The organism is Nonomuraea sp. N2-4H (assembly GCF_045291505.1).
In the GTDB taxonomy this organism is placed as follows: Bacteria; Actinomycetota; Actinomycetes; order Streptosporangiales; family Streptosporangiaceae; genus Nonomuraea; species Nonomuraea fastidiosa.
Window position 1 is genome coordinate 1,200,779 of the sequence record NZ_CP147987.1, and the last position, 23,584, is coordinate 1,224,362.

Annotated in this window: 26 protein-coding genes and 1 pseudogene; 10 read left to right on the forward strand and 17 right to left on the reverse strand. The window is 70.5% G+C overall.

The window, feature by feature from the left end; genetic code table 11:
- Positions 1–4: 4 nt before the first annotated feature.
- Positions 5–190 (reverse strand): hypothetical protein, encoded by a 186-nt coding sequence (locus tag WBK31_RS05480; RefSeq protein WP_364067386.1) that lies wholly within the window; start codon positions 188–190, stop codon positions 5–7.
- Between the two features lie 353 nt (positions 191–543).
- Here WBK31_RS05480 and WBK31_RS05485 point away from each other — a divergent pair, with 353 nt between their 5' ends.
- Together WBK31_RS05485 and WBK31_RS05490 are read left to right on the forward strand one after the other, a co-directional pair.
- Positions 544–879 (forward strand): RNHCP domain-containing protein, encoded by a 336-nt coding sequence (locus WBK31_RS05485; protein ID WP_364067388.1) that lies wholly within the window; start codon positions 544–546, stop codon positions 877–879.
- Positions 879–1,286 carry an RNHCP domain-containing protein gene (locus tag WBK31_RS05490; protein ID WP_364067389.1) on the forward strand — a complete coding sequence of 136 codons (408 nt, stop codon included), beginning with the start codon at positions 879–881 and terminating at the stop codon, positions 1,284–1,286. The genes WBK31_RS05485 and WBK31_RS05490 overlap by 1 nt, the downstream gene beginning before the upstream one ends.
- Positions 1,287–1,462: 176 nt before the next feature.
- Here WBK31_RS05490 and WBK31_RS05495 read toward each other — a convergent pair whose 3' ends face one another.
- From WBK31_RS05495 to WBK31_RS05505, 3 genes and pseudogenes are all read right to left on the reverse strand, one after another.
- Complete coding sequence (locus WBK31_RS05495) at positions 1,463–2,338, reverse strand: tetratricopeptide repeat protein (RefSeq protein WP_364067390.1); 876 nt, start codon at positions 2,336–2,338, stop codon at positions 1,463–1,465.
- A gap of 28 nt (positions 2,339–2,366) precedes the next feature.
- Positions 2,367–2,732 carry an aldehyde dehydrogenase family protein gene (locus WBK31_RS05500; RefSeq protein ID WP_378784458.1) on the reverse strand — a complete coding sequence of 122 codons (366 nt, stop codon included), beginning with the start codon at positions 2,730–2,732 and terminating at the stop codon, positions 2,367–2,369.
- Between the two features lie 182 nt (positions 2,733–2,914).
- Positions 2,915–3,433: pseudogene (locus tag WBK31_RS05505) on the reverse strand (aldehyde dehydrogenase family protein); the annotation flags it as partial.
- A 182-nt stretch (positions 3,434–3,615) separates the two neighbouring features.
- Here WBK31_RS05505 and WBK31_RS05510 point away from each other — a divergent pair.
- A complete protein-coding gene (locus WBK31_RS05510) occupies positions 3,616–4,689 on the forward strand; it encodes a class I SAM-dependent methyltransferase (protein ID WP_364067393.1) in 1,074 nt (357 codons plus the stop codon).
- A 32-nt stretch (positions 4,690–4,721) separates the two neighbouring features.
- Here the strand turns inward: WBK31_RS05510 and WBK31_RS05515 are convergent, their stop codons facing one another.
- Entirely contained in the window at positions 4,722–6,104 is a 1,383-nt protein-coding gene (locus WBK31_RS05515; RefSeq protein WP_378784456.1) for an MFS transporter, read from the reverse strand.
- A 211-nt stretch (positions 6,105–6,315) separates the two neighbouring features.
- Between WBK31_RS05515 and pgeF the strand changes: the two genes are divergently transcribed.
- Positions 6,316–7,023, forward strand: coding sequence for a peptidoglycan editing factor PgeF (pgeF, locus tag WBK31_RS05520; RefSeq protein ID WP_364067395.1), 708 nt, complete (start codon positions 6,316–6,318; stop codon positions 7,021–7,023).
- 315 nt (positions 7,024–7,338) lie between these two features.
- Here pgeF and WBK31_RS05525 read toward each other — a convergent pair whose 3' ends face one another.
- Genes WBK31_RS05525 through WBK31_RS05535 form a run of 3 tightly spaced genes read right to left on the reverse strand, consistent with a single transcriptional unit; the run spans position 7,339 to position 9,601 of the window.
- Positions 7,339–7,701 (reverse strand): hypothetical protein, encoded by a 363-nt coding sequence (locus WBK31_RS05525; RefSeq protein WP_364067397.1) that lies wholly within the window; start codon positions 7,699–7,701, stop codon positions 7,339–7,341.
- 24 nt (positions 7,702–7,725) lie between these two features.
- Positions 7,726–8,883 (reverse strand): ATP-dependent DNA ligase, encoded by a 1,158-nt coding sequence (locus tag WBK31_RS05530; RefSeq protein WP_364067398.1) that lies wholly within the window; start codon positions 8,881–8,883, stop codon positions 7,726–7,728.
- The gene (locus tag WBK31_RS05535) at positions 8,876–9,601 is read right to left on the reverse strand and encodes a pyrimidine reductase family protein (protein ID WP_364067399.1); all 726 of its coding nucleotides are present in this window, start codon (positions 9,599–9,601) and stop codon (positions 8,876–8,878) included. Before WBK31_RS05535 ends, WBK31_RS05530 begins: the two co-directional genes overlap by 8 nt.
- Before the next feature lie 145 nt (positions 9,602–9,746).
- Here WBK31_RS05535 and WBK31_RS05540 point away from each other — a divergent pair, with 145 nt between their 5' ends.
- Positions 9,747–10,142 carry a hypothetical protein gene (locus WBK31_RS05540; RefSeq protein ID WP_406674415.1) on the forward strand — a complete coding sequence of 132 codons (396 nt, stop codon included), beginning with the start codon at positions 9,747–9,749 and terminating at the stop codon, positions 10,140–10,142.
- 152 nt (positions 10,143–10,294) lie between these two features.
- On the opposite strand, the gene glgX is transcribed toward WBK31_RS05540, so the two are convergent.
- The 3 genes from glgX to WBK31_RS05555 form a co-directional block, all read right to left on the reverse strand.
- Entirely contained in the window at positions 10,295–12,427 is a 2,133-nt protein-coding gene (gene glgX, locus WBK31_RS05545) for a glycogen debranching protein GlgX (protein WP_364067402.1), read from the reverse strand.
- Positions 12,428–12,507: 80 nt separating this feature from the next.
- Positions 12,508–12,933, reverse strand: coding sequence for an OsmC family peroxiredoxin (locus WBK31_RS05550; RefSeq protein ID WP_364067403.1), 426 nt, complete (start codon positions 12,931–12,933; stop codon positions 12,508–12,510).
- Positions 12,934–13,353: 420 nt separating this feature from the next.
- The gene (locus WBK31_RS05555; protein ID WP_364070937.1) at positions 13,354–14,637 is read right to left on the reverse strand and encodes an IS701 family transposase; all 1,284 of its coding nucleotides are present in this window, start codon (positions 14,635–14,637) and stop codon (positions 13,354–13,356) included.
- Between the two features lie 286 nt (positions 14,638–14,923).
- On the opposite strand from WBK31_RS05555, the gene WBK31_RS05560 reads away from it, so the two are divergent.
- The gene (locus WBK31_RS05560; protein WP_378784451.1) at positions 14,924–15,484 is read left to right on the forward strand and encodes a hypothetical protein; all 561 of its coding nucleotides are present in this window, start codon (positions 14,924–14,926) and stop codon (positions 15,482–15,484) included.
- 166 nt (positions 15,485–15,650) lie between these two features.
- Complete coding sequence (locus tag WBK31_RS05565) at positions 15,651–16,229, forward strand: HD domain-containing protein (protein ID WP_364067406.1); 579 nt, start codon at positions 15,651–15,653, stop codon at positions 16,227–16,229.
- Positions 16,230–16,275: 46 nt separating this feature from the next.
- On the opposite strand, the gene WBK31_RS05570 is transcribed toward WBK31_RS05565, so the two are convergent.
- On the reverse strand, positions 16,276–17,619 hold the full coding sequence (locus WBK31_RS05570; protein WP_364067407.1) for an ankyrin repeat domain-containing protein: 1,344 nt from the start codon (positions 17,617–17,619) through the stop codon (positions 16,276–16,278).
- Positions 17,620–17,803: 184 nt separating this feature from the next.
- On the opposite strand from WBK31_RS05570, the gene WBK31_RS05575 reads away from it, so the two are divergent.
- A complete protein-coding gene (locus tag WBK31_RS05575) occupies positions 17,804–18,520 on the forward strand; it encodes a DUF1707 domain-containing protein (protein WP_406674416.1) in 717 nt (238 codons plus the stop codon).
- Positions 18,521–18,599: 79 nt separating this feature from the next.
- On the opposite strand, the gene WBK31_RS05580 is transcribed toward WBK31_RS05575, so the two are convergent.
- From WBK31_RS05580 to WBK31_RS05600, 5 genes are all read right to left on the reverse strand, one after another.
- On the reverse strand, positions 18,600–19,298 hold the full coding sequence (locus WBK31_RS05580; protein WP_406674417.1) for a sirohydrochlorin chelatase: 699 nt from the start codon (positions 19,296–19,298) through the stop codon (positions 18,600–18,602).
- 59 nt (positions 19,299–19,357) lie between these two features.
- A complete protein-coding gene (locus WBK31_RS05585) occupies positions 19,358–20,086 on the reverse strand; it encodes a phosphoadenylyl-sulfate reductase (RefSeq protein ID WP_406674418.1) in 729 nt (242 codons plus the stop codon).
- A gap of 166 nt (positions 20,087–20,252) precedes the next feature.
- Complete coding sequence (locus tag WBK31_RS05590) at positions 20,253–21,941, reverse strand: nitrite/sulfite reductase (RefSeq protein WP_364067411.1); 1,689 nt, start codon at positions 21,939–21,941, stop codon at positions 20,253–20,255.
- Positions 21,942–22,051: 110 nt separating this feature from the next.
- Positions 22,052–22,135: a putative leader peptide gene (locus WBK31_RS05595; protein ID WP_311132608.1), complete on the reverse strand. Its 84-nt coding sequence runs from the start codon at positions 22,133–22,135 to the stop codon at positions 22,052–22,054.
- Between the two features lie 74 nt (positions 22,136–22,209).
- On the reverse strand, positions 22,210–22,335 hold the full coding sequence (locus WBK31_RS05600; protein WP_378790275.1) for a hypothetical protein: 126 nt from the start codon (positions 22,333–22,335) through the stop codon (positions 22,210–22,212).
- An 18-nt stretch (positions 22,336–22,353) separates the two neighbouring features.
- Here WBK31_RS05600 and WBK31_RS05605 point away from each other — a divergent pair, with 18 nt between their 5' ends.
- Entirely contained in the window at positions 22,354–23,136 is a 783-nt protein-coding gene (locus WBK31_RS05605) for a TIGR03084 family metal-binding protein (protein ID WP_364067412.1), read from the forward strand.
- Positions 23,137–23,190: 54 nt separating this feature from the next.
- Positions 23,191–23,565, forward strand: coding sequence for a YccF domain-containing protein (locus WBK31_RS05610; RefSeq protein WP_378784449.1), 375 nt, complete (start codon positions 23,191–23,193; stop codon positions 23,563–23,565).
- The last annotated feature ends 19 nt before the right edge of the window (positions 23,566–23,584 follow it).

Sequence of the window (23,584 nt, forward strand, 5' to 3'; positions counted from 1 at the left end):
CTGATCACTCCGGATGCTTCGGCCGCTGCTCCGGAGGCACGCCGCCGCCCTTGCCTCCGCCCCTGCGGCCCTTGTCCGTGCCGTGCGGGTGGCCGGAGCGCTGTTTGCCGCCGCGTACGAGGCCGGCCGAGTTCGTGTTGACGGCGGACTTGCCTGACCTGCGAAGCTCTGGCTGTTGCGGATTGCTCATGGCATTCGTCCCCCCTCGTTCAGGGGTCCACTGCCACGGCCGTACGACGCCAAACACCCCGTACGCCGCCCCGCGCGGAAATTCGATGGCGGTCCGGAGCCGTGCCCCGTTACCCTCGCATCCGTCCGTGGATCAGCCGTATCGCGTGGTCGCGCACCGCGCCAGAAGGAGGGACTTGATGCCTGGCACCGCGCCTAGCGCGCCTCGCAGTCGTGCCACCGGCGGATCCCGCCTCTGAGCGAGAGACGACGACCACAACCGGACAGGCCGTACCGGCCGGCGTGCCCGCGAGGCTCGCTCGGCGCTCCCTTGCTGCGTGACATCGAAGACCAATCCGGCAAGGAGTACCCAGGTTGTCCACCAACGGCAATCCTCTTCTCAACACCTTCGTGTGCGTGCGCTGCGGCCTCACGGTCACCGCGAACGCCCCCGACGGCACCCGGCGCAACCACTGCCCGAGCTGCCTGCACTCGCTGCACCTGCAGGACGAGTGCAGCTCACGGATGATCCCGATCTCGATCGCCGTGCTGCGCACCGGGGAGTGGATGATCATCCATCGCTGCACCCGCTGCGGCGAGCTGACCTCGAACCCCATCTGCGGGGACGACAACCAGCTCATCCTCATGCGCATGGCGGTACGCCCGCTCGCGCAGCCGCCGTTCCCGCTCGAGGCGTTCGGTGATCTGTGATGCCGAGGAGGAACGTCACACGCGACCGCGCCCGGCCGCAGCGGCGCAAGAAGGTCCATCACGCGGAGCCCGCGGACGCCTTCCGCTGCGTCGCCTGCCGGCTCGACGTGCCCATGGTCGCGCCCGGCACGGCGCACCGTAACCACTGCCCCAACTGCCTGACCAGCCTGCACGTGGATCACCGCGTGCCCGGCGACCGCCGGGCGGGCTGCCGGGGCCGGATGGCGGCGCTGAGCGTCACCGTCCGCGGTGACGGCGAGTGGCTGATCATCCACAGTTGCCAGTCGTGCGGCGAGCTGAGCGCCAACCGCATCGCGGGCGACGACAACGCGCTGGCGCTGCTGCGCATCGCCATGCGGCCGCTGTCGGACGCCCGCCTGCCGGTCAACGCCCTGCTCGCGCTCTGACCGTGGCTGCTCCGGCCAGGGCTGTTCTGGCCGGGCTGCTCTGACTGGGGCCGTTCCGACCAGGACTGTTCTGGCTGGGCTGCTCTGGCGGGGCTGCTCTGGCCAGGGCCGTTTCAGCCAGACCGGGACCGCGCACCGCGCCCGCGGCGGCGCGGTCCCGGCGTGGCCCGTCAAGCTCAGTCGCCGAACTCCAGGTGCAGGGCCCGGGTGAAGTCGGCGATGGCCTCCTCGTGCCGGTCCAGGTCCTGCAGGATCTCGCCGCGCACCTTGAACGCCCAGATGTACTCCTGGTCCAGCTCGATGGCGGCGTTCAGGTCCTTCAGCGCGCCCTCGTTGTCGCCCATCTCGCTCAGCACCGCGCCCCGGCTGCCGAGCGCGCGGGTGGCGGTGGGCTTCAGCTCGATCGCCCGGTTGAGGTCGGCGAGCGCCTCGTCGTACCGGTCGATCATGCGCAGCGCCTCGCCCCTGCGGCTCAGCGCCCGCACGTAGTCGGGGTCGAGCTCCAGCGACTTGGTGTAGTCGTCGATGGCCTCGGCGTAGAGGTTCATGTCCTGGTAGAGCTCGCCACGGGCGAACCACGAGTACGGCTGGTCCTCGTTCAGTTCGATGATCTTGGTGTGCACCGCCAGGGCCTCGTCCATCCGGTCCAGCCCCACCAGCGCCTCCGCCTTCCCTTCGAGGATCCACGACGTCTCGGGGGAGAGGGTGAGCGCGTGCTCGAAGTCCTCCAGCGCCTCCTCGTAGCGCTCCATCGCGGTGTACGTCTGGCCGCGCGAGCCGAGCGCGTACGCGCTGTCCGGCTCCAGCTTCAGCGACTCCTCGAAGTCGTCGAGCGCGGCCTGGTACCGCTTGATCAACCGGTGGCACTCGCCGCGCAGCCGCCAGGCGCGGGCGTCATCCGGCACCAGCGCGATCGCCTCGGTCAGGTCCGCTATCGCGGCGTCGTGCCGTAAAAGGGCGTTGTACGACACCGCCCGGCTGCGCAGCACCGAGGCCCGGGACTGTGCGGCCGCTTCGGACAGCCCCGAATGATCCATGATCCCCTGATCCATGGGGGGTAAATCTATCCGACTGATACGACTAGATCCGGATGATGGCGGCCTTCTCCCGGGTGTACTCCAGGACCGCGTCGTGGCCGTACCCGCTGTCCTCGACCCCGCCGAACGGCAGCCCCGGCGGCATCTGGCGGAACGTGTTCACCCAGACCGTGCCGGTCCGCAGGTCCCGGACGAACCGGTGCGCCCGCCGCAGGTCGCGCGTCCACACGCCGGCCGCCAGGCCGTAGCGGGAGTCGTTGGCGATGGCCAGGGCCTCGTCATCGGTCTCGAACGGGATGGCCACCGCGACCGGACCGAAGATCTCCTCCTGGCACACCCGCAGCCCGTTGTCCTCGGTCGTATACAGCGTGGGCGCCACCCAGTAGCCGCCGGGCAGCTCAGGCACCACCTCGGCCCCGGCCCGGCCGCCGAAGACCAGCCGGGCGCCCTCCTTCCCGGCCGGCTCCAGTACGACGTGACGCGCTCGTACTGGCCCGCCGAGACGATCGGCCCCATCGTCGTGGCGAGGTCGAGCGGGTCGCCGACCTCCTCGCCGAGGCCGCTGACGATGTTGAGCACGCCGGGCGGCAGCACCTCGGCCAGCAGCTCGCCGATCCGCAGCACCGACGCGCTCGCCTGCTCGGCCGGCTTGACGACCACCGTGTTCCCGGCGGCCAGCGCGTACGCGGCCTTGGCGGAGAACGTCGAGATGGGGGAGTTCCACGGGATGATGCAGACCGCCACTCCGTACGGCTCGCACCGGGTCAGCCCGAGCGCGTCCGGCCCGAGCTGCACGGTGTCGCCCTTGACCGCGTCGAGGCACTGCCCGGCGGCGATCTGCCACAGGTGCGCCATGCCCGGCAGGTCCTTGGTGAGCGTGTCGCGCAGGATGCGGCCGTTGTCGCGGGTCTCCAGCCTGGCTGGCTCCTCGGCGTGCCGGCCGAACAGCTCCGACACCTTGCGCAGGTAGTGCGCCCGCGCCAGGGCGGGCAGCGCCGACCAGGAGGGGAAGGCGCGGCTCGCGGCCTCGGCGGCCGCGGCTGCCTCGGCGGGGCCCGACGCGGGGATGCGGGCCCAGGGCTCGCCGGTCGCGGGGTTGACCGTCTCCATCGTGCGCGGGGCCGGGACCAGCTCGCCGCCGATGAGGTTGCGATAGTCGGGCACGTGGCCAAGCGTACGCTTGCTCAAGCAGCATGACCAGGAATAGCACTTGATCCCGCAAAGTGGCCAAATATGGACGCATGGTAAAGGTACGGCCGGGGCACAACCGCTCGCGAGGCGGGGTGATGGCGATGGCGAAACGATTGCTCGCGCGGCTGGCGTACGGGTCGCGCTATGACGATGTGCCCTGGGGCCAGCGGGTCTACGTACGGCCGGGGGAGCGGCTGGCCCGCGAGGCGCAGTGGCTGTGGCTGACCAGGCGGGCGCCGGTGATGTCCAGGGCCGCGTACGAGCGCATGCGGCCGCTCGGCGCGATCGAGGAGTTTCTCGACTGCATGATGTGCGGGGAGTCTGTGCAGCAGCCGCTGTTCGAGCCCACCGGCGGCAAGGGCTGGCGCTATCACGTCGTACGCTGCCCCTCCTGCGGCTTCCTCTACCGCAACCCGAACGTCCGGCCCGAACGCCTCGGCGACCTCTACGCCAGCGGCTACAGCACCTTTCTGACCGGCAAGTACGCCGCCAACCGGCAGCGTCGCTACGACCTGACGATGCGGGCCTTCTCCCCGGTCTTCGACGAGGGCAAAGAGCGCAGGCTGCTCGACTTCGGCTCCGGCGTCGGGCTCTTCCTGGAGCTCGCCGAGGAGCGCGGGTTCGACGCGTGCGGCGTGGACCTGTCGCCCGAGTCGGTCGAGCAGGCCAACAAGCGGCTGCACAAGGCGCGCACGTACTTCGGCGCGCCGCAGGACGTGCCCGAGATCGCCGCGGGCGGCTTCGACGTCATCACGCTCTGGTCGGTGCTCGCCCACCTGCCCAGGCCGCTCGACGACTTCCGGCTGTTCAGGAGCCTGCTCGGGCCGGGCGGCGTGCTGCTCATCCTCACCGTGAACGCCAACTCGCTGCTGCTCAAGGCGTACGGGTCGAAGTGGAGCGGCTTCACCAAGAACCACCTGATGTTCTACTCGGCCGACACCGTGCGGACGCTGCTCGCCCGTACCGGCTTCGCGGGCGTGGCCTTCGCCCCCCACTACGGCGACACGGTCGAGGCCGGCACCACGAATCTGCCCGCCGGCCTGGTGGCGCGGCTGCGCAGGAACGTGCGGCTCAGCGACGGCGGCAACATGCTGCGCGTGCTCGCCTTCGCCGATGAGGAGGCCATCGGCCGCTACTGCGGCGGCCCGCTGACGATCCACCGCCTCGCACCGTGAGGAGTTCCGCTGAGGCGGCGGCGCGTATCGGCTCACGCTCTGGCGGGCTCTTTGAGCGCGGCGGCGGTGCGAATCCGTTCGCGGGTGAGCGGCGTGAGCAGCAGGCCCGCCGCGACGGCGGCGGCGCCGACGAGCACGCACACCACGAAGCCGTCCTGCAGGCGACCCTGCACGGTGCCGAGGAGCGGACCGAACACGGCGATGCCGACCGCCCCGCCGACCTGCCGCGAGGTGTTGAACGCCGCCGACGCCGCCCCGTGCAGGGCGGGCCCGACGGCGGCGATCGCCTGCGAGGTCATCGTCGGCACGAGCAGCCCCGAGGCGAACCCCGCGGGCACCAGCGCGAGCGCCAGCGGCCATAGCGCCGGAGCCGTGCCCGCCCACGCCACCAGCAGGAACGTCACCACCAGCACCGCCTGAGCGGCCCCCAGCACGGCCGGCCGCCCGAAGCGGCGCGCGAGGCGGGCCGCGCACAGGTTCGCGACCGCGATGAGCCCGGTCAGTGGCAGGAACAGCAGCCCGCTGGCCAGCGCCCCGAGCCCGCGCCCCTGCTGCAGCATCAGGCTCATCGCGAACAGCAGCCCGTAGAAGGCGAAGTTGAACAGCGCGCCTTGCGCCGCCGTCGCGACGAACGCCCGGTCGGCGTAGAGGCCCGGCGGCAGCAGCGGCGCCCGGCTCGCGCGTACGGTCAGGATGAACCCGGCGAGCCCGGCCACGGCCAGCACCGCCGCGGTGACGACCGGCGCGCTCGACAGCCCCTGGGCGGGCGCCTCGATGAGCGCGAACACCAGCCCGCCGATCAGCAGGGTCGCGGTCGCCATGCCGGCCACGTCCAGGCGGCGCTCGCCACGCGGCACGGCCGGCATCGACCGCACGCTCCAGATGGCGGCGGGGACGCCGATGAGCACGTTGACCCCGAACACCGTCCGCCAGTCCGCGACCGCCACGAGCGCGCCGCCCAGCAGCGGACCCGCCGCCATCCCGACACCCCCCGCCGCCGACCACCGGCCGACCAGCCGGTTCCTGGCATGCTCGTCGGGTGCCGCCGCCGTCGCCAGGACGAGCGCGCTGGGCAGCAGCAGCGCCGCCCCCACGCCCTGCACCAGCCGGGCCGCGTTCAGCACCCCCATCGTGGGCGCCGCCGCGCAGGCCGCCGAGGCGATCGTGAAGACGAGCAGGCCCGCCACGAACGCCCGCTTCGCCCCGAGGGTGTCGGTGATCGCGCCCGCACCCAGCATCACCGCCGCGAACGACAACGTATAGGCGTTGACCGCCCACTCCAGCTCGGCCCGTGAGGCGTCGAGGTGGGAGGCGAGCTGGGCGAGCGTGAGGTGCACGATCGTGCCGTCAACGAAGACCATGAAGGCGGCGATCAACGCCAGTACGATGACAACCCGTCGGTGTTCGATAGCCATAGAACGAACTGTACGTGGTGTTCTATGTCAATCGAACACCGGGGTTCGTTCTGGCCGGATACGCCCGGGGGTCCGCCTGGTCAGAAGCTGCGCATCAGACGAACCGTCGGTTGCCAGAGGGCCGCTCGTGGAAAGGGGGTCAGCCGCCCGGCGGGCGTCTCCGGAGGAAGCGGGGCGTCGGGGTGAGGGCGCGGTCGCCTAAGATCGGGGCATGGAGCTCGCCCCCGGCGTACACGTGGCCATCACCGACCGGAACGGCGGCGTCGGCGCCCCGCCGTACGGTTCGCGCAACCTCGGCGGCATGGTCGGCGACGACCCGGAGGTCGTGCGTGCCAACCGGGCGGGCCTGGTGGCCGAGCTGGGCGTGCGGGCGGTGGTGTTCATGCGCCAGGTCCACAGCGCCGAGGTGGCGTACGTCAGCGAGCCGTTCGGCGACGACCCGCCCCCGCTCGACGGCGTGTTCACCACCGAGCCCAAGCTGGCGCTGGCGTCGCTCGGCGCCGACTGCCCGGCCGTGCTGGTGGCCGATCCGGTGGCCCGCATGGTCGGCGCCGCCCACTCCGGGCGTCCCGGCACCGAGGCGGGCATCGCCACCGCGCTGGTGACGGCCATGGCGGGCAAGGGTGCGGAGCCGGGCAGGATGGTCGCATTCATCGGCCCCGGCGCGTGCGGGCGCTGCTACGAGGTGCCCGCAGAGATGCGGGAGAAGGTCGCCGCGAAGGTCCCCGCCACCTGGTCCACGACCTCGTGGGACACCCCCGCCCTCGACCTGCGGGCCGGCATCGAGGCGCAGCTCAAGGCGGCGGGCGTGAGCGACGTACGCCATGACGCGCGCTGCACGATCGAGTCTCAGGAGCTTTACTCGCATCGCCGCGAACAGCCCACCGGCCGCTTCGCCGGCCTCATCTGGCTCGCCTGACCGCCCGCTCGGTTCCTGGGCCGCCCGCTCGTTTCTCGGCCGCCCGCTCGGTTCCTAGGCTGCCCGCTCGATTGCCCGGCCGCCCGCTCGGTTCTTCTGACCGCTCCCGCGCTTCAGCTCGGGCAGGTGGGCGTGGTGCGATGTGCGCCGAGCGGTCCGTCCCCTCAAGCCCCCTCTCCGCTTGCGGGTGTTGCGCAAGCGGTCACGTGTTCGTCCGCCCCGTGCCCCGGTTCACGATCGCTTTCACCAGGGTGGCCTGCCGCAGAGAATCGGTCCTTCGTGGCTTGTCGCCGCCTGCGGCTCCCTCCGGGGCGATCACGCCGACGGGCCGGCCCCTCTGTTCCTGGGGCTGTTGAAGATGGCGTTGATGATGAGGATGCCGATCCACACCGGGATCAGCCCGGTCATCCGGCCCTCCCCGAGCAGCAGGAACAGGACGGTCGACACGGTGCCCAGGGAGACGGACACGATGGCGAGCGCGAGCCGCTGCCCTTCGGACGGACCCTGGCGGGCCGGAGTCCGGCTGTTGGGTGGGAGCTGGTTCAGGCGCTCGTCCACCCGCCGGTCGATCTCCTGGCCCATCTTGTCGAGGAACGACTCCACGACGGCGTCTTCGTACTCGGGCCCGAGGTCGCGGCGTGCGGACACGGCGGCCTTGAGCTCATCCCCTGTCGTCATATTCGAGATATATCTAGACATCTGCTAGCGCACAAGGATGTCCTCAAGGTTGTAATGCACCGGACGCTCAAGCTGCTCGTACGTGCACGACTCAGGGGTGCGGTCGGGACGCCAGCGGCGGAACTGCGCGGTGTGCCGGAACCGGTCGCCTTCCATCTGGTCATAGGCCACCTCGATCACCAGCTCGGGCCGCAGCGGGATGAACGACAGGTCCTTCTTGGCGTTCCACCGCGACACCGCGCCGGGCACCCGCTGCCCGCCCCTGGACGGCCCGGCCGCCGGCTGGCCGATGTTGGCCGCCGCCTGTTCGGCCCAGTGGCCCCACGGGTGCTCGCTCAGCTCCGCGATGTACGGCTTGAGCTCCTCGACCAGCTCGGCCCTGCGCTTCATCGGGAACGAGGCCGCCACCCCGACGTGGTGCAGCCGCCCGTCGTCGCCGTAGAGGCCGAGCAGCAGCGAACCGACGATGGGCCCCGACTTGTGCTCGCGGTAGCCGCACACCACGACATCGGCCGTGCGCTCGTGCTTCACCTTGAACATCGTGCGCTTGTCGGGCACGTACGGCTGGTCGCCCGGCTTGACGATGATGCCGTCGAGCCCGGCGCCCTCGAACATCTCGAACCACTCGCCCGCCTGCCCCTGGTCTTTCGTGACCGGGGTGAGCCTGATGGAGCCGCCCTTTTGGGGGAAGAGCGTTTCGAGTCGCGCCCTGCGCTCCGCGAACGGCAGCTCCATCAGCGACTCGTCGCCCAGCGCCAGCAGGTCGAAGGCGACGAACTGCGCGGGCGTGCGCTCCGACAGCATCTGCACCCGCGACTTGGCGGGGTGGATGCGCTGCTGGAGCGCGTCGAAGTCGAGCTGGCTGCCCATGGGCAGCACGATCTCGCCGTCGATGACGACCTTGTCGGGCAGCTCGGCCCGCGCCGCCTCGACCAGCTCGGGGAAGTAGCGCGTGAACGGCCGCTCGTTGCGGCTGCCGAGATAGACCTCGTCGCCGTCGCGGAAGACGATGCAGCGGAAGCCGTCCCACTTCGGCTCGTAGAACAGCGTGCCGTCCTGCTCCGGCATGGCCTTGACCGGCTTGGCCAGCATGGGCGGCACGGGCGGCCGCACCGGCAGGCCGGGCACCGGCGGCGGTTCTTCCTCGGCCCCACCCGGCCCGGCGGTCGGCTCGTCACTCATGGCTTCGCTCCCTTGTGTATCTGCAGAAGAGCACGCCGTCCTCCTCCAGCACGTGCTCGAGCCGGAGGCCGACCTGCGCGGGCTCGCCGTTGAGAATGCGGGCGGCGCCGCCGCCGACCAGCATCGGGCTGATCGTCAGGCACAGCTCGTCGACCAGGCCGCGCGCGGAGAGCTGGGCGTTGATGCGCGGGCCGCCCTCGCACAGCACGCGGGTCAGACCCCGCTCGTGCAGCGCCGTGACGGCCAGCCGCATGTCGACGCTCGCGTCACCGGCCACCACCAGGTCGGCGCACTTGGCCGCCAGCCTGCGCCGCTCCTGCGGCGCGGCCTCGCAGGTGATGACGATGGTGCGGCTCGGCGCGTCGGTGAACAGCTCACCGTCGAGATCGAGCGCCAGGCCGCGGCTGATCACGGCGATGGGCGGCACCTCGGGCCTGCCCTCGCGGTGCTCGGCCCACCAGTCGCGCGGCGGGACCGGGCCGTAGCCCTCCTTGCGCACGGTGGCGGCGCCCGCGAGGATCACGTCGGCCAGCCCGCGCAGCGTCTGGAAGATGCGCCGGTCGCCCTTGCTGGACAGCGGCCCCGACCGGCCTTGGAGCCAGGCGGCGCCGTCGGCGCTCGCGACCATGTTGACGCGCAGCCACGGCCGGTCGCCGGGGTACGCGTACGCCTGCGCAATGTCTGGGTTGTCCTGAATGTCGGGATAGATGCGCCGCACCCCTCTACCTTGGCACAGCGCACCGACAATCGGCTCCGAGCCCGGATTCGGGACAGGATAGTACTTTCGTGAATCGGCGGACTTCTTACCAATTCTTTGCTTAACGTGCCCATAGGGGATGGGCTGACAGGAAGAGGGGGACGCCGTGAGCCTGGCCACCGCCGTCGCGTGGACGATCGCCGCGATCGCCGGAATCTACCTGCTGTCATACGGGCTCACCGGCGGCGGGCTGAAGCGCGCGAAGGTCACCAGGTTCCCCGCCGCGCTCGTCGTCTCACATCCGGCGCTGGCCGTGACCGCGCTGGCCTGCTGGGCCGGCGGGCTGATCACCGGCAACCGGGCGCTGGTCTGGGCCGCGTTCGCCGGCCTGGCGGCCGCCGCGCTGCTGGGGTTCGTGATGTTCACCCGCTGGCTCGGCGCCAGCCGGCACACCACGGCAGCGCGCGGTTTCCCCGCGCTCGCCGTGACCCTGCACGGCGTGGCCGGCGTCACCGCGTTCACACTCGTGTTCCTGAGCGCCAGCGCCGCCCGGTCCTTCTGACCTCGCCGGGGCCCGGCAACGCCGCCCGGCTCTTCTGACCTCGCCGGGGCCCTACAGCGCTGCCCGGTTCTTCTGACCTCGCCGGGGCGCCGGCGGCGCCACCGCCCTGACCTGCCGTCACCCCCGCCGAGACCGAACAGCGGCCCCGCCGCTCAGAGCGGCTTACCGTTCTGGCGGGGCTGGCGCAGCACCTGCAGCGAACGCGCCGTGACCGCGACCACGTCGCCCGCCGACCAGCGCTCGTCCTCGTAGACGTCCTGGATCGTGTCGTGGGTGGTGTCGAGCACCGGCACCCACCCGGTGCCGAACTCCTCGCCGGGCAGCGTGAACGACAGGTTCTCGTGGTGGGCGTTGATGAGCAGCAGGAACGAGTCGTCCACGATGCGCTCGCCCCGGGGCCCCGGCTCGGTGATGGCGTCGCCGTTCAGATAGACCATGAGCGACTTGGCGTAGCTGATGTGCCAGTCGCCGGCCGTCATCTCGCGTCCGCCGGGCGTCAGCCACACCAGGTCGCGCCTGCCGTCGTCGGGATGGCGGCCGTGGAAGAAGCGCCGCCGCTGGAAGACGGGGTGCTCGCGGCGCAGCTTCGACAGCGCGCGTACGAACTCCAGCAGCTCCGCCTCGGTGTGCACGTGGGACCAGTCGATCCAGGCGAGCTCGTTGTCCTGGCAGTAGGCGTTGTTGTTGCCCCGCTGGGTGCGGCCGATCTCGTCGCCGTGGGACAGCATCGGCACGCCCTGCGACAGGAACAGCGTGGCCAGGAAGTTGCGGCGCTGGCGGCGGCGCAGGGTGACGATCTGGGGGTCCTCCACGGGGCCCTCGGCGCCGCAGTTCCAGGAGCGGTTGTCGTTGGTGCCGTCGCGGTTGTCCTCGCCGTTGGCCTCGTTGTGCTTGTGGTCGTAGGAGACGAGGTCGGTGAGCGTGAAGCCGTCGTGGCAGGTGACGAAGTTGATGGAGGCGACGGGTCGGCGGCCGGAGGACTCGTACAGGTCGGCTGAGCCGGTCAGGCGGGAGGCGAACTCCGGCAGCGCGGAATGGGTGCCCCGCCAGAAATCTCGTACGATGTCGCGGTATTTCCCGTTCCACTCCGTCCACAATGGCGGGAAGTTTCCGACCTGATAACCACCGGGCCCGACGTCCCACGGCTCCGCGATGAGCTTGACCTGCGAGATCACCGGATCCTGCTGGATGAGGTCGAAGAACGCGCTCAGCCGGTCGACGTCGTGCAGCTCCCTGGCCAGCGCCGACGCCAGGTCGAAGCGGAAACCGTCGACGTGCATCTCCAGCACCCAGTAGCGCAGCGAGTCCATGATGAGCTGCAGCGCGTGCGGCGAGCGCACGTTGAGCGAGTTTCCGCACCCGGTGTAGTCGAGGTAGTAGCGCCGGTCGCCGTCGTGCAGGCGGTAGTAGGCGGCGTTGTCGATGCCTCTGAACCCGAGCGTCGGCCCCATGTGGTCGCCCTCGGCCGTGTGGTTGTAGACCACGTCGAGGATGACCTCGATGCCGGCCTCGTGCAGCGCCTTCACCATCGCCTTGAACTCCAGCACCTGCTCGCCCCGCGTGCCGGAGCCGGAGTAGCCGCTGTGCGGGGCGAGGTAGGCCATGGTGTTGTAGCCCCAGTAGTTGGTCAGCCCGCGGGCCACCAGGAAGTGCTCGGGGATGTAGTGGTGCACCGGCATGAGCTCGACCGCCGTCACGCCCAGCGACAGCAGGTGCTCGATGATCGCCGGATGCCCGACCCCCGCGTACGTGCCCCGCAGGTCGGGCGGCACGTCGGGGTGTCGCATCGTCAGCCCGCGCACGTGGGCCTCGTAGATCACGGTCTGGTGGTACGGGATGCGCGGCGGCCGGTCGTTGCCCCACTCGAAGAACGGGTTGATCACGACGTTCTTCGGCATGTAGGGCGCGCTGTCCTCGGTGTTGCGCCGGCTCGGGTCGGTGAAGTAGTAGGGGAACAGCGCCTGGTTCCAGGTCAGCTCGCCGTCGATGGCCTTGGCGTAGGGGTCGAGCAGCAGCTTGGCGGGGTTGCACCGGTGGCCCTGCGACGGGTCGTACGGGCCGTGCACGCGATAGCCGTAGCGCTGCCCCGGCTGGATGCCAGGAAGGTAGCCGTGCCAGACGAAACCGTCGACCTCGGGCAGGTCGATCCGCTCCTCGGTGCCGTCGTCATGGAACAGGCACAGCTCGACCCGCTCGGCGACCTCGGAGAACACCGCGAAACTTGTGCCCACGCCGTCCCAGGTGGCGCCGAGTGGATAGGGCTCGCCCGGCCAGACCTCACGCATGTGACCCGATTGTCGCACGCGCGAGCGCTCTTGGTCGCGCAACGGTCTGATCGCTAATCAGTAAGAAGATCGGGCCGGGGTCAGAGCAGCTCGGCCTTGAGCGTGATCGTGGTGCCGGCGAGCGCCTTGCTGACCGGGCAGCCGGCCTTGGCGTTCTCGGCCGCCTGCTGGAACTGCTCGGCGGTGAGGCCGGGCACCCGGCCCTGGACGTTCAGCACGATCCCGGTGATGCCCTCGCCCGGCTGGAACGTCACGTCGGCGCTGGTGCGCAGCGACTCGGGCGGCGTGCCGGCCCCGGCGAGGCCGTGCGCGAGCGCCATCGAGAAGCAGGAGGAGTGCGCGGCGGCGATGAGCTCCTCGGGGGAGGTCTTGCCATTGGCGGCCTCGGCCCTGGACGGCCACGAGACCTCGAACGTGCCGACGCCCGACGTGTCGAGAGAGACGGTGCCCGAACCGTCGAGCAGGGCGCCTTTCCACTGTGTTGTGGCGGTGCGCGTGGTGGCCATGCGTGTTCCCTCCGTCGCGTTCTGCAAGACGACACTATCGCGACGCGAAAGAATCTCGCGGGGCGGGGTCATCCCGCTCCTTCCTCGTCGTCCGGGAACGCCCGCGCGCCTGCGACCCCAGGCGCGCCGCGCGCCCGCCCGTTCTGCCCCTTAAGCCCGCGAAATTGGACTAATTCCACACATCGCACTTATCCGTAAATGGAAAAGGTGCGGGCGTTCGCCTATTACCGCATCGCCGCCCGAAACTTGATTACCAACCCCCAAAAGTCTGGTACAACGACCCCTTCGCCGAACCTTAAGGATTTGACGGGTTGTTTGGATCGGTACGGGTAAACGCGATTCTGTGCACGGGTACGTCTGCCCCTGTCCAAGTGCTCCGATAAACGGAGCCTTGGATACGGCAGCCGTAGATTGTTGTGATCATGGTGTTGTCTCGGCGTAGGTATGCCATCGCTGGTGGCAGAGGCGCGCTCGATATTGGTGCCGTCGCCGCCAGATGGACCAGGTCAGACGGTGCTCGGGGTCCCGTCGTGGGTCGGGGATGACGACGCCGCGCAGTTGGCGGAGCAGTTCGGGGATGGCGATGGCGACCAGGCCGAGATGCTCGGCGAGGGGACCGTCAAGTTGACGCTGGTAGGCGGTGGCCACGGCGATGAAGGCGTAGGCGAGCAAGGCCATGGTGCTCCAGCGGTGCCAAGAGCGCCAGCGGATGACCTGTCCGGCGTCCAGGCCGCAGGTCTGCTTGGCAAGTTGATGATCTTCTTCGATGCGCCATCTGGACGTGGCGACGTGAATCAGGCGGGCCAGCGGCACCGGGTGCGGGCTCCAGCAGCGGTAGAACGACATCTGGCCGGTGTAGCGGTGGCGGCGGATCAGCAGGGCGGCGTGTCCGGGGTCGTGCTCGTCGGGGGTGTCGTCGGGTCGGATGGCCAGCATCGCCCAGTCGTAGTGGCGGGTGCCTTTGGTGCCGCTGCCGGTGCGCAGCCGCATCCATGCGCCGGCGGGGATGAGCGTGGCGGCGTCTTTGGCGGCGAGGGTGCGTCCAGCGTGGGTGATGATCGTGGTGCTGGAGCGGACCGCCAGCACGTAGCCCAGGAGCAGGGTGCGGATCAGGGTGCGTAGCTCACGGCCGCCGTATACCTCGTCCCCGGTGACGAAGGCGGCGCGTATGCCGGTCGCGTGCGCGCGTTGGAGCAGGTCGCCGGCGAGCTGGGGTTTGGTGGCGAACATGGTCTGTTCGGGGATGTGGGCCAGCTCGCGGTGTTCGTCGTCGGCTGCGCGGCTTGCGGGCAGGTAGAGGGCGCGGTCGAGGATGGTGTGCCCGCGTGGGGTGGCGTACGCCAGGTGGACTGCGACCTGGCATAACGCGACACCGCCGAGGGTGCCGCTGTATTGGCGGGCGGCTGCGGCGGCGTCGGTGGAGGACTTGGCGTCGGCGGTCTCGTCGATGATCAGTACGGCGTGGTCGGGGTCGCCGTCGTCCAGGTGCTCGATCGCCCATCGGGCGGCTTGGGCGGTGACCTGCTGCTCGTCCCAGGAGGCGCGGGCCAGGAAGTGCTGGAGTCGGTCTGGGGTGGGGTGTCCGGCCGCCTCGGCCAGGGTCCAGCAGTTCTTGTCCTCCAGTTCCATCAGCAGCCCCGCCAGCATCTGTGCGCAGGTGGCGCGGCTTTCACGGCGGGGGAAGCAGGGCGCTATCCGGGCCATGAGTTCCTGGTGTAGAGCGGCGTGCTCGGTATGCGCTACGGTGACGGCACGAGCCGCCGCGGCCTGGTCTTGTGTCACAACTCGACATGATCGCGGCGGCTCTTCGCGTCACGCCACACGACCAGCGGCAACACCGTGAAGATCACGATCTACGGCTGCCGTATTGGATTTCGGGTCGTTCTACCCAGGGCGGTAAGAAATGCACGTTCAATCGCATCAACCACATGGCCCAGCGCTGCGCCGGCGTCTCGCCACCCTCGCGCTGGCCGGCACCGCGGCCGGCGTCATGGTCCTTCCCTTCGGCCAGGGGATCGCCGGAGCGAGCGCGGGCGCGCCCGTCGTCCCCGTCGCCGCCGGTCACGCCTCCGGCGAGAAGCCGGTGCTCAAGTGCGGCAAGCGCTGCGGGCCGTACTGGTGGGGCCGCCCCTGGTGGGGACACCACCACCATCACCACCACGACCACGAGTTCCACGAGGAGCACCACTTCCGCGGCCACCGCCACGACGACCGGCGGCACGAGCCCGCCCGCGAGGCCCCGAGGCCCGAGGAGCCGGAGCAGGAAGAGCCGGAGCCGCCTGAGCAGCCGCCCCAGGTGCCGCCGAAGCGGCCCCACAAGCCGGTCAAGCCGATCAAGTTCAAGCCGGTCAAACCGCACAAGCCGCACAATCCATACAAGCCGCACAATCCGTACAAGCCGTATAAGCCCGTCAAGCCGGTGAAGCCCATCAAGGAACGGCCGATCTTCAAGGAGAAGCCGCGCTACGACGACTGGGCGCCGTGGGACAGCTGGCGCAACGGCCTGAGGAGCGACTGGGGCAACGACTGGCGCGACGGCGACTGGGACTGACGACGCGCGCCTGACACAGGGCCGGACGCCGCGATCGGGGAGCGGCGACGTAGGCTTGCCAATCCTCGACCAGTTGACCGGAGGACGCCGCGAACGGACGCACAACCGGACGTACAACCGGACGCGGCGTCCTCCGGATGGCGGCACGAGACGAGAGGGGGTCCCCATGGCGGGTGACGACACGACCGGTCTGGCCGACCTGCTGTACGAGTTCGGGCTGCTCAAACGCTATAAGCGGACGGGCTGGCTGGTGGCCGGGGTACGCGACCCCGAGAGCATCGCCGAGCACTCGTTCCGCGCGGCCGTCATAGCCGCCGTGATCGCCAGGCTCGAAGGGGCGAACCCGGAGCGGGCCGCGTTCATGAGCCTGTTCCACGACACTCAGGAAACGCGCATCACCGACATCCCGTACGTCGGCAAGCTCTACCTCAAGCCGGCGCCCAACGAGGAGGTCACCGCCGACCAGGTGCGCGGCGTGCCCGCCGAGGTGGCCGGCATGCTGCGCGACGCGGTGGCCGAATACGAGGAGAAGGCCAGCCTCGAAGCCGTCTGCGCGCGCGACGCAGACAAGCTGGAGTGCCTCATCCAGGCCGTGGAGTACCGCGAGCAGGGTCACCAGAACGTGCAGGGCTGGATCGACAGCTCGCTCGCGGCGATCACCACGACGACGGGCAAGCGCCTGGCGGAGGAGGCGCTGAGCACGGGGACCCTGGACTGGGTGACCCGCGTGCTCAACGGCGGCTGACCGCACACGCGGGCCCTCAGCAGGGCGCGCGGCAGGGGAGGGGCGCTCAGGAAGGCTGCTCCGAGACGAGGTCCCTCGCGTACTCGTCGTCGCTCTCGGCCAGCACCCGCGCGGCGCCCTGGGCGGCGCGCTCATCGCCGCGCACGGCCAGCCCGCGGGTGGCCTCGGCCACCGTGCGCAGGTCGGAGTCGGACAGCCGGGCCGCCAGCGCCTCCCTGATCTGCGGCGTGTCGGCGTCGAGCCCGGCGAGCCCGGCGGTGGCCCAGTCGCGGATCTCGGCGTTGTCGTCCTCGGTCATCGAGATCAGCAGCGCCAGCCCCTCCTCGTGATCGGGCGGCAGCACGTCGGCCAGCGCGATGGCGTCGGTCATCGTGCGCTTGTGATCGGGGCGTCCGATGATGTCCAGCACGTACGGCAGCGCGCGAGGGTCGCCCTGGTGGCCGAGCGCGGCCAGCACCGAGCGCAGCACCTGCGGGTTGCTCTCGGTCGTGACCATCTTCTGCAGCAGCGGCAGCGTCCTTTCCAGGTACGGCTTCTCGCCGTCGGAGAACCCGAACTGCGCGATGGCGTCGACGCCGAACTCCCGCTCCCTGGCGTCCTCGCTCACGCACAGCCTGGCCAGCGCCTCGTAGGTCTCGTCGTCGGCCCGCTTGGCCAGCGTGTCGGCCACGATCCACCAGGTCTCGGCGTCCTCGTCCACGTCGCGGTGCGCCAGGGCCCGCGCCACGAGCTGCTCCACCGGCGTGTGGACGCCCGCCGCGTCCTCCAGCAGGGTCGCGATGGCGGCGTGGCCGCGCTGAGCCTGCACCTGCTCGCTCTCGGAGCCGTCGGCCGAGCGCCCCGCCACGGTCACCAGCTCGGTGCCGTCCTTGGCGTACTGGCGGGCGACGACGTACTCCCAGCCCTCCTGCTCGATCTGGTCGAGCAGCGCGCTCTCCAGGTGCACGCCGACCCAGTCGAGGGCGATCTCCAGCGGCGTGTCGCCGTCACCGTCGTACTTCTCGTGGTCGGCCCCCGCCTCCAGCAGCGTCTGCACGACGCCCAGCGCGCCGCGCCTGGCGGCCAGGGTGAGCGGGGTGTCGCCGTCGCCGTTGGTGGCGTCGACGTCGGCTCCCGCCTCGATCAGCACCCTGGCGACGGCGGCGTTGCCGTTGGCCGCGGCCCACAGCAGCGCCGTCCAGCCGCCCGCCTCGCGGCCGTCGACCTCGGCGCCGGCCTCCAGCAGCGCGGTGGCCACCTCGGTGCGGTCCCAGGCGGCGGCCGCGCAGAGCGGCAGGCCGCCTTCCTCGCCCTCGCTGGCCCTGTTGGGATCGGCGCCGCTGGCGAGCAGCTTGCCGACGGTCTCGGTCTCGCCGTGCAACGCCGCGCGGTAGAGCTGTTCCTCATGCATGACAGGGACCCTAGCCTGGTCCGGCCGCGCCCCGGACCAGACCGGGGTCCCGTGTCATGGCGTGGTACGCGCCTCGCCCATCGGTTGGTTCACGTCTGACCAGAAATATGCATGTTTCGAGGTATCAAGTTATTCCTCCCCAGGGAGGAGGATCGCCCGGGCGGAAACGCGATATGTTGCGAACATGACTGATCCTGGGGAGCTGCGCGCGTCGGACGCCGAGCGCGAAGCCGTCGTCGAGCAGCTGCGCATCGCCTCGGTCGAGGGCAGGCTCACCCTGGCCGAGCTGACCGACCGCACCGAGGCCGCCTACACCGCGCGAACGCACGCCGAGCTGGCCATGCTCACCCAGGACCTGCCGTCAGGCGGCGTGCGCCCGCCCGCACCCGCAGGGCAGGGCGGCAAGAAGCGGCGCTGGTTCGTCGCCGTCATGGGCGACTCCAAGCGGCGCGGCACCTGGCGCATCGACCAGGAGCTCGGCGCCGTCGCGATGATGGGCGACGTGGTGCTCGACCTGCGCGAGGCCGAGGTCCGCACCGACCAGGTGGACATCATGGCCGTCGCCCTGATGGGCGACGTGAAGATCATCGTCCCCGACGGCGTGAACGTCGACATCGACGGCGTCGCCGTCATGGGCGACAAGAAGGTCAAGGTCGCGCAGGCCGCGCCAGGCGTGAACGTCCCCGTGGTGCGCGTGCAGGCGTACGCGGTGATGGGCGACGTCAAGGTGGTCGGCGACTCGCACGTCAAGCCGCTGCAGCGCGGCTTCGCCGCCTGGCGCGAGCACTGGCGGCAGCTGCACGGTGAGGACTGGCGCGAGATCAGCCGCCAGGTCCGCGCCGAGGCCCGCGAGCTGCGCAGGCAGCTTCGCGACGGCGACGGCCGCCACTACGGCTACTGACGGCCCCGGCAGGCCCCGGTCAAGGGGCGGCGCCACCGGCCCGGCCGGCCGCCGTGAGCGGCCGGGCACCGTAGCAGGGTCAGCCGGCCAGCGCCACCGGCTGACGCAGCGCGTCCTCGTACCGTTCGAGCAGCACCTCCGCCAGCTCGGGCGCCGCTCCCAGCACGTCGGCCACCGCGTCCGCGCCCGCCTCCAGCGTCTCGCGCCGCACCTTGTCGGCGAAGAAGCCCGGAGCCAGCAGGTACGGGGCCACGACCACGCGCGGCGCCCCCGCCCGCTTGAGCGCGGCCACCGCCTGCGCGGGGGTGGGCCGGGCGGCCGAGGCGTACGCGGGCGTCACGGTCCACCAGCCGGACCGCCGCCACACCCGCGCCGTCTCCGCCACCACGGCGTTGGCCCTGGCGTCGCTGGAACCCGCCGACACCAGCACCACCGCCGTGCCGAGGTCGCCCGCGGGCACGCCCGCCTCGGCGAGCCGCCGTTCGAGCGCGGGCAGCAGCAGCGGGTGCGGGCCGAGCGTGCGCCCGTAGCCGACCCGCAGCAGGGGGTCGCGCCCGCGGGCCTCGGCGAGCGCCGCGGGCAGGTCCACCCGGCTGTGGTAGGCCTCGGTGAGCAGCAGCGGCAGCACCACCGCCGTGCGCAGCCCGCTCAGCGCCTGCTGCAGCGACGGCGCGCAGTGGTCGAGGTAGGCCACTCGCACGTCCAGCGGCACCTGGCCGAGCAACGCGGCCACGGTGGCGGCGGCACGCGGATCGCGCGATCCGTGGGCCACCGCCACCAGTGGCACGCGGCCGGAGGCCGTCCCGCCTGCCAACGGGACGGGTCCCCCGCCGGGGATCACAGGTGAATGCCGCATTCGACCTTCCTCAGGCCCGCCCAGCGTCCGCTGCGCGGATCCTCTCCCTCGGCGACCTGCCGCGTGCACGGCGCGCAGCCGATCGAGGGGTAGTTGTCGTAGTGCAACGGGTTGATCAGCACCCCGTTGTCGGCGATGTAGTTGTCGACGTCCTCCTGCGTCCAGCCGGCGATGGGGTTGACCTTCACCATCTGCCGCTTGGCGTCCCACTCCACGACCTTCACACCGGCCCTGCTGGGCGACTCGTCGCGGCGGATGCCGGAGATCCACGCCAGGTACGGCTCCAGCGCGCGGTTCAGCGGCTCGACCTTGCGCAGGTAGCAGCACAGATCAGGGTTGCGCCCGAACAGCCGCGGCCCGAGGTCGCGGTCCTGCTCCTCGACCGTGCGCGACGGCTTGACGTCGATCACGTTGACGTCGTAGACCTGCCGCACCGCGTCATGGGTGCCGATGGTCTCGGCGAAGTGATAGCCGGTGTCGATGAACAACACGTCCACGCCGGGCTTGACCCTGCTCACCAGGTCGATGAGGAGTGCGTCGCTCATCGAGGAGGTCAGGCACAGCCGGTCGCCGAACGTCGCCGCCGCCCACCGGATGACCTCGCGGGCGGGGGCGTCCTCAAGGAACTTGGCGGCGGACTCCACGATGCCCTGCAGGTCGAGCACGCCGCGCTGCTCTCTCAGCCCGATCTCCACGTCGACGAGCGTCATATCTTCACTCCGATCCCCAGGAAACTCAGCTTGAAGGCACGAGCGCAGGCGCGGCAGTACCAGCCGCCGCCCGTCCCGGACCCGGCGCGACCGCCCTCGGCGGGCTCGTACGGCTCAAGGTCCTCGTCACCGCAGTAGGGGCAGTGGAAGGGAACCGCTCGTTCGGTCATTTCAGGTCGGCCTCGTCTGCTCGCTGCACCCAGTCGGCGAACGACTCGCCTTCCTTCTTCTGGCTGTCGTAGTTGGACACGACGCGCGTCACGTAGTCGGGCAGCGCCTTGGCGGTGGTCTTCAGCCCGCGCACCTTCCTGCCGAAGCCCGAGTTCACGCCGAGAGAGCCGCCCAGGTGGATCTGGAAGCCCTCGACCTGGTCGCCGTTCTCGTCCACGACGAGCTGGCCCTTCAGCCCGATGTCGGCGACCTGGATGCGGGCGCAGGAGTTGGGGCAGCCGTTGACGTTGATGGTCAGCGGCTGGTCGAAGTCGGGCAGCCGCCGCTCCAGCTCGTCGATGAGGTCCATCGCGGTGGTCTTGGTCTCGACGATGGCGAGCTTGCAGTACTCGATGCCGGTGCAGGCCATCGTCTGGCGGCGGAACGTGGACGGGTTGACCTGCAGATCGTTGGCCTCCAGCTCGGCCACGACGGAGTCGACCTTGTCGGGCGCGATGTCGAGGATGACCATCTTCTGCTCGACCGTGGTGCGCACCCGGTCGGAGCCGTGCCGCTCGGCGATGTCGGCGATGACGCGCAGCTTGTCGCCGTCCACCCGGCCCACCTTGGGCGCGAAGCCCACGTAGTAGTTGCCGTCCTTCTGCTGGAAGACGCCGACGTGGTCGCGGCGGCTGCCGCGCGGCTGCTCGGGCGCGGGCCCGTCGGGCAGCGGCTCCTTGAGGTATTCGGTCTCCAGGACCTGGCGGAACTTCTCCGTGCCCCAGTCGTTGACCAGGAACTTGAGCCTGGCGCGGTGGCGCAGCCGCCGGTAGCCGTAGTCGCGGAAGATGCCGACGACGCCTTCGTGCACGTCGGCGACCTTGTCGGGGGTGACGAACACGCCGAGCCGCTTGGCCAGCATCGGGTTGGTGGACAGCCCGCCGCCGACCCACAGGTCGAAGCCCGCCTCGCCGCGCTCGTTGACCACGCCCACGAACGCCACGTCGTTGATCTCGTGCACGGTGCAGTGGGCGGGGCAGCCGCTCAGCGCGGTCTTGAACTTGCGCGGCAGGTTGGAGTAGGCCGGGTTGCCGATCACCCGGTCGTGGATGTCCCTGATCTGGTCGCTGGCGTCGATGACCTCGTCGGCGTCGATGCCGGCCAGCGGGCAGCCCATGATGACGCGCGGGGTGTCGCCGCACGCCTCGGTGGTGGACAGCCCGACGGCCTCCAGCCGCTCCCAGATGTCGGGCACCGACTCGATCTCCACCCAGTGGAGCTGGATGTTCTGGCGGTCGGTCAGGTCGGCGGTGCCGCGGGCGTACTCGTTGGAGATGTCGGCGATCGTACGCAGCTGGGCCAGGTTGAGCTGGCCGCCGTCGATGCGCACGCGCAGCATGAAGTAGCGGTCGTCCAGCTCCTCCGGCTCCAGTACGGCGGTCTTGCCGCCGTCGATGCCGGGCCTGCGCTGGGTGTAGAGGCCGTACCAGCGGAAGCGGCCGCGCAGGTCGGCGGGGTCGATCGAGTCGAAGCCCCGCTTGGCGTAGATGTCGATGATCCGTTGCCGGACGTTGAGCCCGTCGTCGTTCTTCTTGTTCTCTTCGTTCTTGTTGAGCGGCTCACGGTAACCGAGAGCCCACTGGCCTTCGCCGCGCGGGCGTCTGTGGTGCCGGCTGGCAGGAGTGCGGCTGGCAGGGGTGCTCATTGCGCGTCCTTCTGATCATGGGCGCGCGCAACGTCCTCCTGGGCTCGTCATCGAGACCCAGGGCTGGTGAGAAAGGAGTGCGACGCGCTCAGCGGGAAAACGAATGTCGGTTAACGGGCGTCGCAACAGATGGCACTGCGGACACGCTGAAGGTCGACGTGGCGTCGACCGACGAGCATGGGGTCCGCTGGCATGGTTCGAGAGTACTCTGGCTGTCCGAGATGTCCAAGACGGGGTCCAGAGTGTGGGATAGTGTCCTGTCGTCCCGTCAGCCCTGGCGCGGCCAGGCGAGCTTCGAATCCTTCGGCAGCGCCTGCTCGCGGTGCTGGCAGTCGCACCACGAGCCGCCTCGGCATTCCTCGTGGCGCTTGTCCTTGCAGCTCTGGCAGATCACGCTTGCATTATGAACCTCATGGCCGAGCTCGTCGGTGACCTGCGCGCCGAGACCCGCGCGCTGCTCGCGCTGCTGCCGCCCGCGGACGACGACGGCTGGGAGCGGCCGACCCCCGCCGAGGGGTGGGCGGTGCGCGACCAGGTGAGCCATCTGGCGTGGTTCGACGACGCGGCCGTGCTCGCCGCCACCGACCCCGATGCCTTCGCCGCGCTGGCCGCCGGCACGGGCCCGGGCGCGGGGCCGGACATGGTGGACGACCTCGTGGCCGAGTCGCGCGGCACCCCGCCCGCCGAACTGCTCGCCTGGTTCGGCACGGCGCGGACGCGCGCATTGGAGGTGTTCGAGGGGCTGGACGCGCGGGACCGGGTGCCGTGGTTCGGGCCGCCGATGTCGGCCGCCTCGTTCGTCACCGCCCGGCTCATGGAGACGTGGGCGCACGGCCAGGACGTCGCCGACGCGCTCGGCGTCGAACGGGAGCCGACCGACCGGCTGCGGCACGTCGCCATGCTCGGCTACCGCGCCAGGCCGTACAGCTTCGCCGTACGCGGCCTGCCCGTGCCCGACGACCCCGTACGCGTGGAGCTGACGATGCCGGGCGGCGGCACCTGGACCGCGGGCCCCGATGCCGCGCCCTCCGCCGTACGCGGGACGCTGCTCGGCTTCTGCCTGGCCGTCACCCAGCGCGCCCACCTGTCCGACACCGGCCTCGAGCTGATCGGCGAGCCCGCAAGGGCCTGGATGGAGATCGCCCAGGCGTTCGCCGGGCCGCCTGGCAAGGGGCGCGCGCCCAAGCAAGGGTGAGTTCAGGGTCATTCCGGATGACGCGAACGGCATGATCGATGACATCCTGTAAACATGCGCACAATTCTGAACGTCATCTGGCTCATCTTCGCAGGCATCTGGTTGGCCGCGGGCTATGCGCTGGCCGGGATCATCTGCTACATCCTCATCATCACGATCCCGTTCGGCATCGCCTCGTTCAGGATCGCTGCGTACGCGCTGTGGCCGTTCGGCAGGACCGTCGTGCGCGACCCCGACGCCGGCGCGTTCACGACGATCGGCAACATCATCTGGCTCATCTTCGCGGGCATCTGGCTGGCCATCGGCCACGTGCTGACGTCGATCCCGCTGTTCATCTCCATCATCGGCATCCCCATGGGCATCGCCAACCTCAAACTCGTCCCCATCTCCCTCCTGCCGCTGGGGGCGCGCATCGTCGATGACCACTAGGTCAGGTGCTCGTCGCGGG